The sequence below is a fragment of the Specibacter sp. AOP5-B1-6 genome, assembly GCF_052376555.1.
Classification (GTDB): domain Bacteria; phylum Actinomycetota; class Actinomycetes; order Actinomycetales; family Micrococcaceae; genus Specibacter.
Window position 1 is genome coordinate 51,008 of sequence record NZ_JBQSVT010000008.1, and the last position, 15,964, is coordinate 66,971.

Annotated in this window: 14 protein-coding genes and 2 tRNA genes; 2 read left to right on the forward strand and 14 right to left on the reverse strand. The window is 65.1% G+C overall.

Going from position 1 to position 15,964, the window contains the following annotated elements; translation table 11 throughout:
- Positions 1 to 199 precede the first annotated feature (199 nt).
- The 8 genes from metE to ACT3TS_RS05790 all read right to left on the reverse strand — a co-directional run bounded on the left by metE (position 200) and on the right by ACT3TS_RS05790 (position 9,116).
- The gene (metE, locus tag ACT3TS_RS05755; protein ID WP_444530538.1) at positions 200 to 2,515 is read right to left on the reverse strand and encodes a 5-methyltetrahydropteroyltriglutamate--homocysteine S-methyltransferase; all 2,316 of its coding nucleotides are present in this window, start codon (positions 2,513 to 2,515) and stop codon (positions 200 to 202) included.
- Positions 2,516 to 2,584: 69 nt separating this feature from the next.
- Positions 2,585 to 3,562, reverse strand: coding sequence for a methylenetetrahydrofolate reductase (locus ACT3TS_RS05760; RefSeq protein ID WP_444530539.1), 978 nt, complete (start codon positions 3,560 to 3,562; stop codon positions 2,585 to 2,587).
- Positions 3,563 to 3,985: 423 nt separating this feature from the next.
- Positions 3,986 to 4,765, reverse strand: a complete 780-nt coding sequence (locus ACT3TS_RS05765) for a tetratricopeptide repeat protein (RefSeq protein WP_444530540.1) — start codon at positions 4,763 to 4,765, stop codon at positions 3,986 to 3,988.
- A complete protein-coding gene (locus ACT3TS_RS05770) occupies positions 4,762 to 5,760 on the reverse strand; it encodes a vWA domain-containing protein (protein WP_444530541.1) in 999 nt (332 codons plus the stop codon). Before ACT3TS_RS05770 ends, ACT3TS_RS05765 begins: the two co-directional genes overlap by 4 nt.
- Entirely contained in the window at positions 5,757 to 6,767 is a 1,011-nt protein-coding gene (locus ACT3TS_RS05775; RefSeq protein WP_444530542.1) for a vWA domain-containing protein, read from the reverse strand. The genes ACT3TS_RS05770 and ACT3TS_RS05775 overlap by 4 nt, the downstream gene beginning before the upstream one ends.
- Positions 6,758 to 7,228, reverse strand: coding sequence for a hypothetical protein (locus ACT3TS_RS05780; protein WP_444530543.1), 471 nt, complete (start codon positions 7,226 to 7,228; stop codon positions 6,758 to 6,760). The genes ACT3TS_RS05775 and ACT3TS_RS05780 overlap by 10 nt, the downstream gene beginning before the upstream one ends.
- A complete protein-coding gene (locus ACT3TS_RS05785) occupies positions 7,218 to 8,099 on the reverse strand; it encodes a DUF58 domain-containing protein (protein WP_444530544.1) in 882 nt (293 codons plus the stop codon). The genes ACT3TS_RS05780 and ACT3TS_RS05785 overlap by 11 nt, the downstream gene beginning before the upstream one ends.
- Positions 8,100 to 8,105: 6 nt before the next feature.
- A complete protein-coding gene (locus tag ACT3TS_RS05790; protein WP_444530609.1) occupies positions 8,106 to 9,116 on the reverse strand; it encodes an AAA family ATPase in 1,011 nt (336 codons plus the stop codon).
- 134 nt (positions 9,117 to 9,250) lie between these two features.
- Here ACT3TS_RS05790 and ACT3TS_RS05795 point away from each other — a divergent pair, with 134 nt between their 5' ends.
- Positions 9,251 to 9,448 carry a hypothetical protein gene (locus ACT3TS_RS05795; protein WP_444530545.1) on the forward strand — a complete coding sequence of 66 codons (198 nt, stop codon included), beginning with the start codon at positions 9,251 to 9,253 and terminating at the stop codon, positions 9,446 to 9,448.
- Positions 9,449 to 9,473: 25 nt separating this feature from the next.
- On the opposite strand, the gene ACT3TS_RS05800 is transcribed toward ACT3TS_RS05795, so the two are convergent.
- On the reverse strand, positions 9,474 to 10,679 hold the full coding sequence (locus tag ACT3TS_RS05800) for an ROK family transcriptional regulator (RefSeq protein ID WP_444530546.1): 1,206 nt from the start codon (positions 10,677 to 10,679) through the stop codon (positions 9,474 to 9,476).
- Between the two features lie 188 nt (positions 10,680 to 10,867).
- Complete coding sequence (locus tag ACT3TS_RS05805; protein WP_444530547.1) at positions 10,868 to 12,049, reverse strand: class I SAM-dependent methyltransferase; 1,182 nt, start codon at positions 12,047 to 12,049, stop codon at positions 10,868 to 10,870.
- Between the two features lie 141 nt (positions 12,050 to 12,190).
- On the opposite strand from ACT3TS_RS05805, the gene ACT3TS_RS05810 reads away from it, so the two are divergent.
- The gene (locus tag ACT3TS_RS05810) at positions 12,191 to 13,189 is read left to right on the forward strand and encodes an MIP/aquaporin family protein (RefSeq protein ID WP_444530548.1); all 999 of its coding nucleotides are present in this window, start codon (positions 12,191 to 12,193) and stop codon (positions 13,187 to 13,189) included.
- Here the strand turns inward: ACT3TS_RS05810 and ACT3TS_RS05815 are convergent.
- The 4 genes from ACT3TS_RS05815 to ACT3TS_RS05830 form a co-directional block, all read right to left on the reverse strand.
- On the reverse strand, positions 13,183 to 13,671 hold the full coding sequence (locus ACT3TS_RS05815; protein WP_444530549.1) for a YchJ family protein: 489 nt from the start codon (positions 13,669 to 13,671) through the stop codon (positions 13,183 to 13,185). The genes ACT3TS_RS05810 and ACT3TS_RS05815 overlap by 7 nt on opposite strands.
- A 47-nt stretch (positions 13,672 to 13,718) precedes the next feature.
- The gene (locus ACT3TS_RS05820; RefSeq protein ID WP_444530550.1) at positions 13,719 to 15,476 is read right to left on the reverse strand and encodes an L-lactate permease; all 1,758 of its coding nucleotides are present in this window, start codon (positions 15,474 to 15,476) and stop codon (positions 13,719 to 13,721) included.
- A 246-nt stretch (positions 15,477 to 15,722) separates the two neighbouring features.
- Positions 15,723 to 15,798, reverse strand: a tRNA-Ala gene (locus ACT3TS_RS05825).
- A 61-nt stretch (positions 15,799 to 15,859) separates the two neighbouring features.
- Positions 15,860 to 15,935: transfer RNA gene (locus ACT3TS_RS05830), tRNA-Ala, on the reverse strand.
- Positions 15,936 to 15,964 lie beyond the last annotated feature (29 nt).

A 15,964-nucleotide genomic window follows, 5' to 3' on the forward strand; every position in this document is an offset into this window, starting at 1 on the left:
TGGATAGAACACATATTCGAATGTCGTTTTTTCCTCGTCCGACCGACGCAGAGTTCCTTGATCCGCGCGCCAGCGCCTGAGCCGCGAATCAGCTGTTGGGCAACAGCTGATTCGCGGCTCAGGCGCTGATTCGTGGGGCGGGGCCAACGCCCCAGCGGCTCAGGCGCTGATTCAGCACCAACCCCGCGGCAGGCTGCGCCTAGACGAGCTGGGCGCGGACTTCCTTCGTGGCCTTGACCAGGTTGCGCAGCGACTCTTCGGTCTCGGCGTAGCCGCGGGTCTTCAGGCCGCAGTCGGGGTTGACCCAGAGCTGGCGGGCCGGGACGTGCTTGACGGCCGTTCCGAGCAGTTCGGAGACCTCGGCCTGGCCGGGGACGCGGGGGCTGTGGATGTCGTACACGCCGGGGCCGACGCCGCGGCCGAAGCCGTGGCTCTCCAGATCGTTGACGACCTCCATGCGGGAGCGGGCCGCCTCGATGGAGGTGACGTCGGCATCCAGTCCGTCGATGGCGTCGATGATGACGCCAAACTCGGAGTAGCACAGGTGGGTGTGGATCTGTGTGCCGTCGGCTGCCCCGGCGGTGGAGAGGCGGAAGGAGTTCACCGACCAGTCAAGGTAGGCGGCCTGGTCGGCGCGGCGCAGCGGGAGCAGTTCGCGCAGCGCGGGCTCGTCGACCTGGATGATCTTGATGCCGGCGGCTTCCAGGTCGGCGATCTCATCACGCAGGGCCAGGCCCACCTGGTTGGCGGTGTCCCCCAGCGGCTGGTCGTCGCGCACAAAGCTCCACGCGAGGATCGTGACGGGGCCGGTCAGCATGCCCTTCATGGGCTTGGCCGTCAACGACTGGGCGTACTCGGCCCACTCAACCGTGATGGCCTTTTCACGCGTGACATCGCCCCACAAGATGGACGGGCGCGTACAGCGGCTGCCGTACGACTGCACCCAGCCGTGGACCGTCACGTCAAAGCCTTCCAGGTTCTCGGCGAAGTACTGGACCATGTCGTTGCGCTCGGGCTCCCCATGGACCAGGACGTCAAAGTCGAGTTCTTCCTGCAGGTCAACGACGCGCTTGATCTCTTCCTTCATGAGCGTCGAGTATTCCGCACCGGTGATGGCACCCTTGTTGGCGCGGGCGCGGGCCGAGCGGATCTCACTGGTCTGCGGGAACGAGCCGATCGTTGTCGTCGGCAGCGGCGGCAGGTCCAGCGACTCTTCCTGGGCGGCCACGCGAACCTGGTACTCGGAGCGGTTGAAGTCGGCCGGGCCCAGGGCGGCCAGGCGGGCGCGCACCTCGGGGCGCTTGACCCCTGCGGCAGCGGCGCGGGAGGCGATGACGGCGGAAGCCTTGGCAATCGCTGGCGCGGACGACGCCGGGTCCACCAGGTGCGCGGCGAGGGTCACCACTTCGGTGGCCTTCTGGTCGGCGAATGCCAGCCAGCTGCGCAGCTCGGCCGGAAGCTGGGTCTCTTCATCGACGTCGTGCGGGACGTGCTGGGTGGACGTGGAGGTGGAGACGGCCACTGTGAGTCCGGCCGCCTTCAGTGCCTCGAGGCGGGCTGCGGACTCGGCCAGGTCGTTGCGCCAGATGTTGTGGCCGTCCACGACGCCGGCAACCACTGTCTTGCCGGCCAACAGCGCCAGTTCTTCGGCGGCGGGAACGGCGCCCTTGAACGCGTCGATGTGGAGCGCCTCAATGGGTGCGGCAGCCAGGGTGGGGAGCAGTTCGGCCAGGGCCCCGAACGGTGTTGACACCAGGATCGAGGGGCGGCCGGCAGCGGCCGCGAGCACCTCGAAGCTGCGGGCCACGGCGGCCTGGATCTCGGCCACGGGGACGTCCTGGTCGGCGACCAGGGCCGGCTCGTCGAGCTGGACCCAGCTGGCTCCGGCTGCGCCGAGGCGGCTGAGCAGTTCGGCGTAGACCGGCAGCACATCCTCGAGGCGGGAGAGCGGGTTGAAGCCGGCCGGGGCGTCGTCGGAGGCCTTGCTCAACAGCAGGAAGGTGACCGGGCCGACCAGGTATGGGCGGGTTTCAAAGCCGTTGGCCAGGGCGTATTCAAACTGTTCCACCACACGCGTGGAGGTCAGGTTGAAGTTCGTTTCCGGGCCGATTTCCGGGACGAGGTAGTGGTAGTTGGTGTCAAACCATTTGGTCATTTCCAGCGGCTGCTGCTCAACAGTGCCGCGGGCCAGCGTGAAGTAGGCGTTGAGGTCCAGCTCGCCGTCGTCGTTGCGCAGCTCCCCAAATCGTGCCGGCACGGCACCAATGTGGGTGGCCGCGTCAAGGACCTGGTCATAGTAGGAGAAGGTGCCCGGGATGGCAGCTGCCTCGCCCAAGCCCAACTCGGACAGGCGGCGGGCGGTGCCCAACTGGATGTCCTTGGCTGCGGCGTCCAGCTCGGTGGCGTTGATCCGGCCGGCCCAGAAGCCCTCGACGGCCTTCTTCAATTCGCGGCGGCGGCCGATGCGCGGGTAGCCCAGCAGGGATGCGGAGGGGAAAACGGGTGTGTTCGACATGAGGGGTTCCTTTAAAGTTGTGTGAAGCAAAGTGTGTGAAATTCGCAGGGCCGTGCTTGCCGTGGAGAATTAGGCAGTGACCAGTCGTGGTGGCTTGCCGGCTGAGCTCCGGGACGCAACAGCGGGCCGTCCGGGGCGAAGCAGCTGGAGCTTGTCCAGCACCTCAAGGGCGGCGGCATGTTCGTTGAACGTGTACAGGTGGATGCCGGGGGCACCTGCGTCCAGGGCCGCCCGGGCCAGGCCGACGGTCGCTGCGACGCCGATCCGCCGGCTGTCGGCGGCGTCGTCGGCGCGGCCCAGGGCATCCAGCAGCGAGTCCGACGGCGCAACCCCGGTCAGCTCCCCCAGGCGCCGCACGCGGCGCAGGCTCGTGAACGGCATGACGCCGGGAATGATGGGGATGGACACCCCCGCACGGCGTGCCCTGGTGACGAGGTCCTTGTACTGGTCTGCATGGAAGAACACCTGGGTGATGGCAAAGTCCGCTCCGGACCGCTGCTTGGCCAGAAGCACCTCGACGTCATGTTCCACCGACGGGGATTCCGGGTGCTGCGCCGGATAGGCGGCCACACCGATGGCGACCTTGCCGGCACAGAGCAGGGCCGAACGGCGCTGCTCAACGCGGCGGATCAATTCGATCAAGTCCTGTGCGTGGGGCAGGGATCCTGTCCTGGGTTGGGCGGCGGCGTCCTGGGGCAGATCCCCGCGCAGGGCCAGGATGCCACGGACACCGTGGTCAAGAAGCTCTGAAATGATGCCGGCCAGCTCATCGGCGGTGTTGCCAACGCAGGTCAGGTGCGCCAGGGGCAGCAGTGAGGTTTCGGTCAGCAGCCGGTTGAGAAGCTCCACTGCCGTGTCCCGGTTGCTGCCGTTGGCCCCGTAGGTGACGGAAACATAATCGGGATTGGTGGATTCCAGCTCCCGAATGGTGGCCCACAGCGTTGCCTCGGCAACAGCATTTTTAGGCGGAAAAAGCTCGTAGGAAAGGGCTGTCGGCGCGGTGTGTGTCGCAGGCGCCGTCGCCTGTAGAAGGCTCGGAGGAGACATTTGCTTGGTCCTTGAGGATGGGCCGGCCGCAGCTGCCCTGGATCCGGGACACGTCTGTCCAGGACACGCGGGCAAAGGGCCGATCTGATGTTCGTAAGAGGTGGGGCGGACACGCCACTGCACACTGCACAAAGGGCAGTTGTCAGGTTCACATGGATCCGCCAGCAAATGTCAGACCCACATGGGGGCACCCACACCCTCGAATCATCCAAGGGTCGCTGACACACGTTGAGGAACTAACGTAGACATAATCTTAGGCACGACATTCCCGCGGCAACAAGTCGACATCGAATTACGTCGCCACTTTACGGAATATTTCGGCCATTGCGTTCGAGCGTGGGCCACATTTCACCCTTGACACCGAACTTTACGCGCGTCCGGTGCGTCCGGCGCCAACCCGGCGGGCCGGCCGCCGGGCGCCGGCTACCAGGGTTTGGCGTACTGTTCGGGCTCGTCCTCGGCGTAGTCCTCGCTGAACTTCTGGCTCTGGCTGCGCTCCTTTTGCGCGTTCCGGCCGGATTTCTCCAGTTCCTCCTGCTTGCCGTCGGCAGGTTCGTCGGCCGGCTCCGTTCCCTCGGCGTCCGGTGCTGGTTCCTGGTCGCCGTCCTGCTTGCCCGACTGTTTTTCCGCCAGGCGCTCCTGGGCCTGCTTGAGCGCGTCGCCTTCGCCGTCCTTGTTGTTTTCACTGTTGGGTGCAAAACAGTCCCGCGGTGCCTGCGCCACCACCTCGCTGCCCTGGCTGAAAAGTTCCTTGGCCGAGGCCGGGTCGCCGGCTTTTTCCTGCGCGTCGCCAAGTTTTTCCAGACTCAACACGAGGTTGACGCGCACCTTGCAGGATTCGTTGGCGGGAACCAGGTCAAGGGCCCGCGAAAATTCCTGCCTGGCCTGCTCGAAATCCCCGCGCAGGACATGTCCGTCACCCAAGGCGAAGTGTGCCTTGTAGCGTTCCACCACATTGAGTGTGCCCATCGCCTGGGCTGCCCTGACTGTCCCGTCGGCGTCTCCGCCGTCGTAGGCCGTGCCCGCCAGTCCGGCGGAGAGAGGCAGGCTCAACAGCTTCACGGCAACCACAACGGAAATCAGCACGACCGGGGACGAGCCCCACAGCAGCCTGCGCCGCCGCCGCAGGAGGGACTGGGCGGATTGCAGCTGGGCGGATTGCGGCTGGGCAGAGCCGGGCTGGGGTATCTGGTTGCTGCTCATTTGCCACCCTTTCCGGGACGGTGCAGCTGGCGCCAGGAACGGGTCAGTGCGGCCAGCTCCCACAATGCGACGCCAAAGCCGGCCAGGGCAAGCAGCCAGTAGACTTCCCAGCGCCCGGCGCCAGCCCCCTCTTCCGGGGCTCCGGGCTGGGAGGCGGCCTTGGGTGTTGATTTTCCGAGGGCCGGGTTGATGCCCCCGGCACCCGGCCGGTGGACGTAGGGGACGTCGAGCTGGCCGGCGATCTCCTGCAGCGATTTCTCATCGATGCGCGACACTGCCGGCGCGTAGCCTGCGCCCTTGTCGACGATGTAGTCGCCGGGTTTGCCGCTGCCAAAGTCGTAGTCACGCATTTTTCCGCCGGCAGCGCTGCCGTACCCCAGCACGGCCCCGCCGTCAACCAGTCCGGTTGCGTCCTTGAACGGGGCGGGGGCTGTGGCCGCCGTTTGTTCGCCGTCGCCAAGGTAATACACCAGCTGGGGCCTTTCCGGGTGGGCATCCCGGGCCGCCGACAGCCGCTGTGCCAGCAGCTCGTCGGCCACGCTGATGCTGCTGCCCTGGGAGTTGTAGGTGTGCCGGGGTGCCATGATGTCCGTCAAGGTGAGCAGCGCCGTGGCGTCAGTTGTCAGTGGCAGCACAACCTTGGCGCTGCTGTCGAAGGTGATCAAGGAGAACCGGGCCCCGGCAAGCTCACCGGCCAGGGCCATGATGTCGGCCTTCATTCCCTCCATGCGCGGGGAGCTGCCGTTGTAGTCCTCGGCGGAGGAACTCGGTGTCATGTCCACCACAAAGAACACGTTCAGCTCGGTGTTGGCCACGGGTGCGGGGGCGCCCGCCAGGCCGGGGCGCGCCCCGGCAAGGACCACCAGCACCACCAGGACGGCGTAGCGCCAGCCGGCCGCACTGCGGTTCTTGAGCAGCAGGAACAGTGCTGCCACGATGAGCAGCGCTGCCAGCGGCCAGAAAAGCCACGGGGTGAGGACAGGAAGGAAGGTCATCGCCGCAGCCTCCATGCCGCAGTGCCCAGCACCAGCAGCGACAGCAGGGCCAGGCCCAAGGGCCAGCCCGGGTGATCCAGCACAGTCTTTTGCGGCGCGCCTGACAGCTTGGACGCCTCGGTCGCCTGCACCTTGGTCACGATCGCATCCACCGCCGACTCCGATTCCAGTGCATGATAAGTGCCTCCGGTGCTGCTGCTGGCTTGTTTCAGCCCGTCAGAGGCCTCGGCAAACACAGTGCTGGAACCATAGTCGTTCGGGTTCAGGGAGTACACGCGGATGTCCGCCTTCTTGGCCAGCGCCGCGGCCTCGTCCAGACGGAAAATTGGTTTGCCGGCAAGCATGTTGTCCGTGGCGAAAATAATTGACCGCGAGCGTTTCGTTTCCTCCGCGCCCGACGTGCCCGACGTCCCCGACGTGCCGGGGAAGCCGTTGACGCAGCTGGCCAGCCCGTCGCCGATCAACGACGACCCCGCCGCTTCATAGGTCCCGGCAAAATACTCAAAGCTGGAGGCATCCATGCTCAACGCCTTCTGCGCCACCTTCAGTTCCCCCGCCACGAACTCGTAATCGTCGGTCAGCGGAAACACCATCACCGCGCTGGAGTCAAAAATTGTCAGGCCCACGCGTTCACCCTTGAAATTGCCCACCAGTTTGGAAAAGACCGTGACAATGGCCTCGTCGGTGCTGATCATTGAGCCGGACACGTCAAGGCACAAGATGATGTCACGGTTGAGCTTCTCGGGAATGCTGGTGCTTTCGGTGACCGGGCGCGCCGCAGCCACGGCCAGCGACAGGCCGAGCACGACGACGGCGGCCAGGGCGGCAAGCAGCCTTTTTTTGCGCTGCGCCAGGGCTTTTCTGTACGCGGGCAGGGCCGTGAGCCGGTCCGCGTGCGCCACCGGGGTCCGTTGCCCGCCGGCCTCCTGCCGGCGCCAAAAGATGACTGCCACGGCGGCAAGCGCGGCCAGGGCCAGGAGCAGCAGCCACCAATATTTCAACGCCACGACGCCACCACGCTTCTGGCGGACGCAGCCGAAGCGGCCACCGTGAGGTTCCCGCCGTGGGCGGCGAACTCCCCCGGATAGAAAAGTTCGACGGCGTCAGCCACCAGGGGCAGTTGGCGTCCCCTGAGCTGGGCCAGGGTCATGCGCTGGGCCGGCAGGCCCGTCATCTCGTGGACAAACGTCCGCACAGCCAGGCTCAACTCAAGGTGGGCTGCCCGCCTGCCCAGCCGGCCGCCGTCGTGCTTGTCCTCAATGACCGCTATCAGCTGCAGGTATTTTTGCCGCACGGACTCCGGGTTTCGCGGGGCGACAAAGTCCGGCACGCCGGTGGTGGCCCGGTCCCTGGTGGAAATCCACACCCACGACGTCCAGCCAAGGCAGAGCAGGAGGAGGGCCGCGCCGCCCAGGGGCCACCACGCCGAGTAGCCAACAGGGGCGAAAAATGTTCCGTCAGTGGGCACGGCGGTGCCTTTCGAGCAGGGCAAAAATCTTCGCCATGACCTCATCGGTGGTGCCAATGCCGGCCATCGCAATGCCGCTGGCCTGGAGCATTTGCGCCAGCGCCCGGGCCCGGTCCGCCACCGCCTCCGCATAGCTGCGGGCCAGTTCGGGATCCTCGGCCAGCAGCATCAGGACCGGGTCCATGCCCGCAACGTCCATGCCGACCCCGTGCACGGAGCCGGGACCGGCCAGGGCCGCATCGTCGACCTGGATCCACAGGATCTCGTGCTGGGCCCTGAGCCGCCGCAGCACCTTGGCCAGGCGGGGATCGGCGGCGACTTCGTCGGCCACCACCACCAGGAGCATCCGCTGCTTGTAGTGCGCGGCCACATATTCCAGCCGGGCGCACAGCTCGCTGGGGCCGCGGGTGAGGCTGGCGCCGTCCATGCAGCGGAGCAGCTGTTCGAGGTGGTTCTCCGTGCCCTTGGCCGGCAGTGCCACTGAAGCTCCGCCGTCGCCGTGGACCAGCGCCACCGAGTCCCCGTGGCGGATGGCCAGCGAACCAATGACTCCCATGGCCATGACGGCGATGTCCTTCTTGACCTCGCCCCCGCGGGCCGTGGCTGCCATGTTGCGGCCGGTGTCGGCAACGAACAAAACCTGCTGCCTGCGGGTTGCCAGGTAGCGCTTGATCAGCGGTGTTCCTGTCCGGGCAGTGGCCTTCCAATCAATGTCGCGGACCTCGTCGCCCGGGACGTAGTCGCGCAGGTCGTCGAAGTCCAGGCTGCGCCCGCGGAAGATGGAGGCGTATTCGCCGTCGAGCATGCCCCGGGCCTTGCGGTGCGCAAAGATGTACATCTTGGATTTCACTGCCGTCAACAAGGTGCCCACTGCTGCCTACGGTGTCTGGACGGAATCAACGATGGCGGCAATGACTTTTTCCACCCGGATGTTCTGGGCCACGGCCTCGAACCCCAGGATGAGCCGGTGCCGCAGGACACGGTCGGCCAGGGACTTCACATCTTCCGGGATCACGTGGTCCCGTCCGTGCAAGAGGGCCAGGGCGCGTGCCGCCTGGGTGAAGGCGATGCTGGCGCGGGGGCTGGCCCCAAATTCGATCAGCCCGGCCATGGCCGGATCAATGTAGGCGCCGGCGTGCCGGGTGACGTAGACAAGGCCCACAATGTAGTTCACCAGGGACGGGTCCAGGTACACCTTTTTAACTGCTGCCTGCAGCGTGCGCACCTGGTCAAGGCTCGCAACCGCCGACGGCGTGGCTTCCGCCAGGAACACGCCGGCGTCGATGCGCCTGATGATCTCGGCTTCCTCGACGGGACTCGGGTAGTCGAGGACGTCCTTGAGCATGAACCTGTCCATCTGCGCCTCAGGCAGCTGATAGGTCCCTTCCTGCTCAATGGGATTTTGGGTTGCCATGACCATAAAGGGTGACGGCAGCGGGTGCACCTGCCCGCCGATGGTGGTTTGGCGTTCCTGCATGGCCTCCAGCATCGCCGACTGGGTCTTGGCGCTGGAGCGGTTGATCTCATCGAGGAGCACAATGTTCGCATGCACGGGACCGAGCTGGGTGACAAAGCTGCCCTGGGCGGCGTCGTAGATCTGCGTGCCCACGATGTCGCTGGGCAGCAGGTCGGGGGTGCACTGGATGCGGTGGAAGAGGGCGCTGATGGAGTCGGCAAGTGTCTGGGCCGCGGTGGTCTTGGCCAGCCCGGGCACAGATTCAAGCAGCACATGCCCGCCGGTCATCAAGGAGATCAGCAGCGTTTCCCGCAGCCGTGCCTGGCCCACCACCTTGGTTTCGAAGCTGCTCGAGATGCTGTTCACCAGCTGCTGCGCCTGGGCCAGCTCCAGGGGGTCGATGTGGTGGCTGACGGCGGTGGTTGACAAGATCTCAAGCCTTTCGATGGCACAGTTGGCGAATGGTTCCAAGTGTCCAGCCCATCTGATCCGGGGCGGGGCCGCAATGGGGAGAACTTCCCATGAACACCTGTCGGCTGCGGCGGGCTGGGACTACAGTATGGAGCATGAACCAATTGCCAGCCGCGTATGCAGAGTACCTCAAGGGAAAAAGCGAGAGTTTCACCGCCACCGTCCTGCCGGTTCTGCTGCAGTCTGTCGCCGAGAAAACGCACGGCGTCCATGTTGTCGTCACTTCGCACGTGGTCCAAGCCCAAACGGACCCTGCCGTCCCCTTTGGCGAGATCGTCGAAGGGGTGGCCTGAGGAAGGGGCCGGAGGAAAGGGCCGGTCAGGGCTTCGCGTCGAGCAGCAGCTGGGCTGCGCGGGGGCTGAACGTTTTTTCCATGACCAGGCAGGCTGCACCAAATGCTTCCTCCCCGGAACTGACGATGGTCCCCACCACTTCCACCGAGTGGATGCAGCTGGTGACGCTGAGATCTGCCAGCAGCTGCGGCATCTGGACCAGGTAGCTTGGTGCCAGGGCCGGCCAGAACGGTCCGCCAAACACGACGCGCTCAACGTCAAGAAGGTTGGTCAGCACCGAGACGGCACCGGCCATCCTGCGTGCGGACTGGGCAACAACTTCAACGGCGGCGGGGTTTCCGTCTGCAGCCGCCTGCGCCAGTGCCATCATGTCGTCAAGAAGCGGATTCGGGGCCAGCGGGTTCTCGGCCGGCAGCGCACCGGCCTCCCTGGCCAGGGCGACCATTGTTTCGGGCATGCAGGTGGCCTTGACGCAGCCCCGGCGCCCGCAGTCGCATTCGGGGCCGGCCGGATCGGCAATGATGTGGCCAATCTCCCCGACGTTTCCCGAGGAGCCGCGGACCACTTCGTCATTGAGCACCAGTCCGGCGCCGATGCCCGTGCCCACGTAGATGTACACAAAATCGGTGGCGCTGTTGTCTGCGCCGGCCCACAGTTCAGCCACGGCCGAGGCCGTGACATCCTTGTCAATGACCACGGCGAGTCCGGTGGTTTCCTGCAGGATGTCCCGCAGCGGCACCCGCGTCCAGCCGGGCATGTGCGGCGGGTTGACCACCGTGCCGCTGGCGGCGTCAACAGGCCCCGGCGTGGCCACCCCGACCCCTGCAATGCGTTCCTCATCCACGCCCGAATCCTTGATGATCCGGCGGATGCTGGCACCCATGGCCGCCACTGCCTCGGCGGGGGTGCTGGCCAGATCGGTGGGTTCGTGCACCGACACCAGCACTGTGCCCACGGCGTCAAGGAGCGCATAGCTGGTCAGTGCCGGATCAATGTGCAGGCCAATGGCGTACATGCCACGCGGGTTCAGTCGCAAAATGGTCCGCGGCTTTCCCGGACCGGAGGTCTCCTTGCCGGCTTCGACAATGAGCCCTGAATCAAGGAGCCTGCGGCAAATGTTGGAGACTGTCTGAGCCGCCAGGCCGGCGGAGGCCGACAATTCCACCCGGCTCAGGCCCTCGTCGGAGCGGCGGATGGAGTCCAAGATGACGGCTTGGTTGAAATCTCCCATCTTTGGAAGATTTGTGCCGCGGCGGCGGTGCGGCAACCCAATCTCGGGAACACCCAAAATATAACTCCTTGAAAGATTATTGGCGGTTGTTGGCCTCTACTGGCGCTGGCTCTCTCATCCCCAGTTGAAAGGTTACCCCGCGGCGGGCCGGCGCAGGTGCACGCCACGGCGGACCGGGCATGCTTCGGCTATGACTTGATGCCAGCAGGCTCGGTTGTGGCGGGCTTGGTTGAAACGGTGACCGTGAATTTGCTGTTGCGTCCGGCCACCCGTGTGGGGCCGACTGTCTTCCCCAATGCCGCCTTGTACTCCAAGTGGCGGTTGTACACACACCACAGTTCACCGCCGGGGGCCAGCACCCGTGCGGCTGCGGCAAACAGCTTGAGCGCAATCCCGGCATGGACCGTGGCGCCGACATGGAAGGGCGGGTTGAGCACAATCAGCTCGGCCGACGCCGGGGCGAAGCTGCCCAGGGCGTCGTCGCGGACCGCCTCAATCTGTCCGGACAGGCCGTTCGCCAAGGCCGTTGCGGCTGTGGATGCCACCGCTGCGGCCGACTGGTCGGTGGCGATGACCCGCAGTCCGGGGCGGGCCATGGCCAGCGCCGCAGCGATGGTGCCGTTGCCCGCACCCAGGTCGATGGCAGTGGCTGCGTCCGGGCGCATGTCGGGGATGAATTCGAGCAGGAACCGGGTTCCAACGTCGACCTTGGTGCCGCCGAACGTTGCCCCGTGGGCGCAGAGCCACAGGTCCAGGTCCGGGTGGTGTTCCGTCCGCGGGAAGCTCGACGCCGGGGCCTCCTTGAGCGGGCCGCTGAGCTGCAGCGGGCGCGACTTGCGCCAGGCACGTCCCGGGACGACCTGTGAAAAACGTTCCGCCAGCACCGAGTTCATGGCCAGCGTCATGTGCTTGACCCGGCCCGCGGCAAAGACCCGGACATCGGGGGACGCGTGGGCGCGGATCAGGTTGGCCACTTCCGCGATTTCATCAAGGCTGCGGGGAAGCTGCCACAGGACCACCTCGGCGCCGTCGAGCAACCCGGCAGCGAGCGTCATCGACGCGAACGTTCCTGTGAGCTCCGCCCGTTCAGCATTGGCCGCCAGGGCGAGTTCGCCGGAGAGCCCGTCCTGGTGCACACGCAGGCCCGCCAGGCCGTGCACACCCGCCGCGGCCAGCGTCAAGGCCCCGTATCTGTCCCCCACAATGGTGACCGTGCCGGCCTCTGCCACCGCCAGCGCTGCTGATGCTTCCCGGAGAATCAGCTCATCGCTGGCGTCGTGGGCAAACAGGTTCGCCGCCTCGATGTCGGGATACCGCCGCAGCAGACCAAAATCAAATCCAATGCCCTCAACGCTGCTGTTTTGCTCCACCTGCCCACTCTACAGGGCAGCAAATGGACCGTTAAGTGGTGGCATCGGCCCAGGTGCCAAAGATCACATAGGCCGTATACTGGGGTCAGTCACCTCAGTCAAGATACGTCGCCGTCGTCGACGACTCGAAGGATGATGGATATGAGTGAGATCACCCCGCTGCGGAGAACCGTTCGTGAGGGCAGCGGACTAAAGCGTGTCGGCGGATTGTGGGGAGAACTCCTCGCAGAATTCCTCGGCACTTTTGTTTTGATTTGTTTTGGCGACGGAGTTGTCGCCATGGCCGTCGCGGCACTCCCTGGCAGTGGCCGCACAGCCGGGGACAACATCTTTTTCCAAGGCGCCGGAGACTGGCTGCTCATCACCTGGGGTTGGGCGTTGGCCGTGACCCTTGGAGTTTATGTTGCCGGCGGTGTGAGCGGCGCCCACATCAACCCGGCCGTCACCCTTGCCTTTGCCGTTCGGCGCAAGTTCCCCTGGAACAAGGTCATCCCCTACATTGTGGCGCAGGTGGTGGGTGCGTTTGCCGCGGCCGCGCTGCTGTATGTGGTGTATTACAACGCCATTGACGCATTCAACAAGGCACTCGGGGACCAGCCCAGGGACTCCGGAAAAGGTTTCATCACCTTCTCCATTTTCGCCACGTTCCCGGCACCGTACTTCAACGGCAATCTGACCATTCCGCTGATTGACCAGATCGTGGGCACGGCTTTCCTGGTGATCTTCATCGTGGCCATCATTGACATGCGCAACATGGCAGTCAAGGCCAACCTGGGTCCGCTCATGATTGGTTTTGCCGTGGCCGCCATCGGCATGTCCTTCGGCGCAAACGCCGGATATGCCATCAATCCCGCCCGTGACTTCGGCCCCCGCGTCTTTGCCTGGATTGCGGGTTGGGGTGAAGTCGCCATGCCGGGCACTGTTGCCGGGCCAGGCGGCTTCAGCTGGTATTTCTGGGTGCCCATCATCGGGCCGCTGATTGGCGGCGTGATCGGTGTGCTGCTGTACGACTGGTTCATTGGCGACATCCTGCATGCCCGCCGGGCCCTGGCCGAACAGGAAACAGCAGCCGCAACGCCGGGCAGCCATGCTGCGCCGCCAAAAACAGAGCCCGGACCGGGCGAGGAGGAAGACTACTGAAGCTCCAGCGCCTCCACATAAAGCCATTGCCTGTCCTGGCGGGTAAAACTGCTGGTTTCGGTCAGCGCGTCCTTGAGTTTGCGGTTGACCGCTGAACGGTAGTGGGCGCGGAAGCTGACGACGCCTTCCTGGTCAAAGTATCCGCCCCGCTCGGTGCCCAGGATTTCCAGCAGGTACCACTGCTGGTCAGGGTCCAGCTCAAGTGAGCTGGGGCGGGTGTCGGGGTGCCAGGTGCGAAGAAGGTAGTCGGCATCCCCCAGGGCAAAGGCGCTGAAGCGGGAGCGCATCAACGCCTCGGCCGTTGGCGGGAACAGGGCATGTGGCCCGCCGGCCGTGGTGATGTATTTTGCGCAGCAATTCCCATAGCTCTCCCCGCCCAGGCAGGGACACCTCAACGATTCGGCGGCACGGGGTTCGGGACTGGGTTCAGCGCTGGAGTCTGGACTGGGGGCGGGGCTGGGGGCGGGGTCTGAGCTGGGCACCCCGCCATTGTCCCACCTATGGCCGCTCCCCCGCAGCCAGCCGCCTGTTATGGCGTTGGCAGCATCCACGACAGAACCGGCGTGGACTGCAGGTACACGAGGATGCACAACACGAGCAGCATGCCGACGCTCCAGCCCACGACCTTGCGCAGAATCACCGATTCCTGGCCGTCCATTTTTACGGCTGTCGCGGCAATGGCCAAGTTTTGCGGACTGATCAGCTTGCCCACGACGCCACCTGAGGTGTTGGCAGCAACCAACAGGTTGGGATCGATGCCCGCATTCAGGCCGGCTGTCTGCTGAAGTTTCGCGAACAAGGCGTTGGAGGAGGTGTCTGAGCCTGTCACCGCGGTCCCCAGCCAGCCCAGGACTGGCGAGAGGAAGGCAAAGAACGCCCCCGTCCCGGCCAGCCACGTGCCAATGCTGACCGTCTGGCCGGACAAGTTCATGACGTAGGCCAGGGCCAACACGCAGATGATGGTCAGGCCCGCGAACCGCATGTTCACTATTGTCCGCCAAATCTCCAGCAGCGCATCGGAGACGTGCAGCCGGAACTGCCCGCCGCCGTCGAACTTTGAATAACATACGGCAACAATCAGTCCGGTGATCAGCAACAGGGTGCCAGGGCTGGAAAGCCAGGAGAAATTGAAGATGGTGGCCCCCACGGGGAGGCCGTCGGGGCCAACGACTTTCCCGTGCAGCCCCGGCCACTGGATTTTCAGGTCGGTGGAGGCGAGCCAGGTGGGCACGTCCATGCCCCACTTCCACAACTTCGCCACCGCAAAGACGACGATGACCAGCAGGTACGGAAACAAGGCCAACCAGGTGCGCCCCGGCGTGAGCGCGAGGCCGCCGGCAACCCCGGCCTTGGTCCCGGCGGAAGATGCGGTCCCGGCAGGTGCGGCCCCAGCGCCGGCCCCGGCAGCAGAGCCCGTGGCTGCCTGTGCATGAACCGTCAGACGCTCACGGGCGGCCTCACGGTTCTTGGGCGTCCAGAAACGCAGGAACACCACGGCCACGCCCATGGCGAACAGCGAGGCAACAATGTCGGTGAGTTCGTAGGAGAAGTAGGTCGCACTGAAGTACTGGGCCAGTGCAAAGGCGAGCCCGGTCACCAGGGCCGCAGGCCAGCAGTCCTTGATCCCGCGCCAGCCGTCAAGAATGATCAGCAGGATCAACGGGACAAATGTTGCCAGCAACGGTGCCTGGTGCCCAATAATCGCGCCGATGTGCGCCGGGTCCAGTCCGGTCAACGCACCGGCCGTGGTGATCGGAATGCCGATGGCGCCGAAAGCAACCGGGGCGGTGTTGGCGACCAGCACCGCAGCCGCCGCACGCAAGGGTGCCAGCCCCAGGGCCAGCAGCATGGTGGCAGTAATGGCCACCGGCGCACCGAAACCGGCAAGGGCTTCGAGCAGCCCGCCAAAACAAAAGGCAACCAGGATGCTTTGAATGCGGATGTCGCCGTTGCCCACAATGTCAAAGACCTTGCGAAGGTCGTCGAAGCGCCCGCTCAGGACGGTCACCTGGTACAGCCACACTGCCATGACCACGATCCACAAGATCGGAAAGACCCCAAACACGGCACCCTCAGTGGCGGCCAGCCCGGCCAGCAGGATGGGCATCCGGAACGCCACCACAGCCACCACGACTGCCGCCAGCAGCGCCCACCCGCCGGCGACGTGGGCCTTGAATTTGCATATTGCCAACAAAATGAAGAAGGTCAGCAGCGGAATCAGCGAGACCAGCGCGGACAACGCCAGGCTGTTCAGCACCGGATCAGTGGTGGGGGTGAAGGTGTCCATGACCGTCCTTTTGTCGCCTTGATGCCGCACGCCCTCGCGTCCACATCCAGGCCGCAACGGTGGGAGACTGCTGATTTCGAAATCATAACCCATGGTTGTTATACCAGTGACGGCTTTTGGCGTCGTTTTCGGGATTGTGTCGGGTGGCTACCGGCACCTCCGGACCCGCCCTGTGCTACAGCCAGGCACAAAAAAGTCCGAGCTCTTCTCCGCCAATTGGCAGACAAGAACTCGGACTTCAATTTTTGGTGGAGCTGAGGGGACTCGAACCCCTGACCCCCTGCATGCCATGCAGGTGCGCTACCAGCTGCGCCACAGCCCCAAAACAAAAACTCATTATTCAGTTGCAAACCACCGCTCGCGTTTCCACTTCACGGTGTGTTTGGTGGAGCTGAGGGGACTCGAACCCCTGACCCCCTGCATGCCATGCAGGTGCGCTACCAGCTGCGCCACAGCCCCAAACACTGTTCAATCTTGTTTCCCCGCCC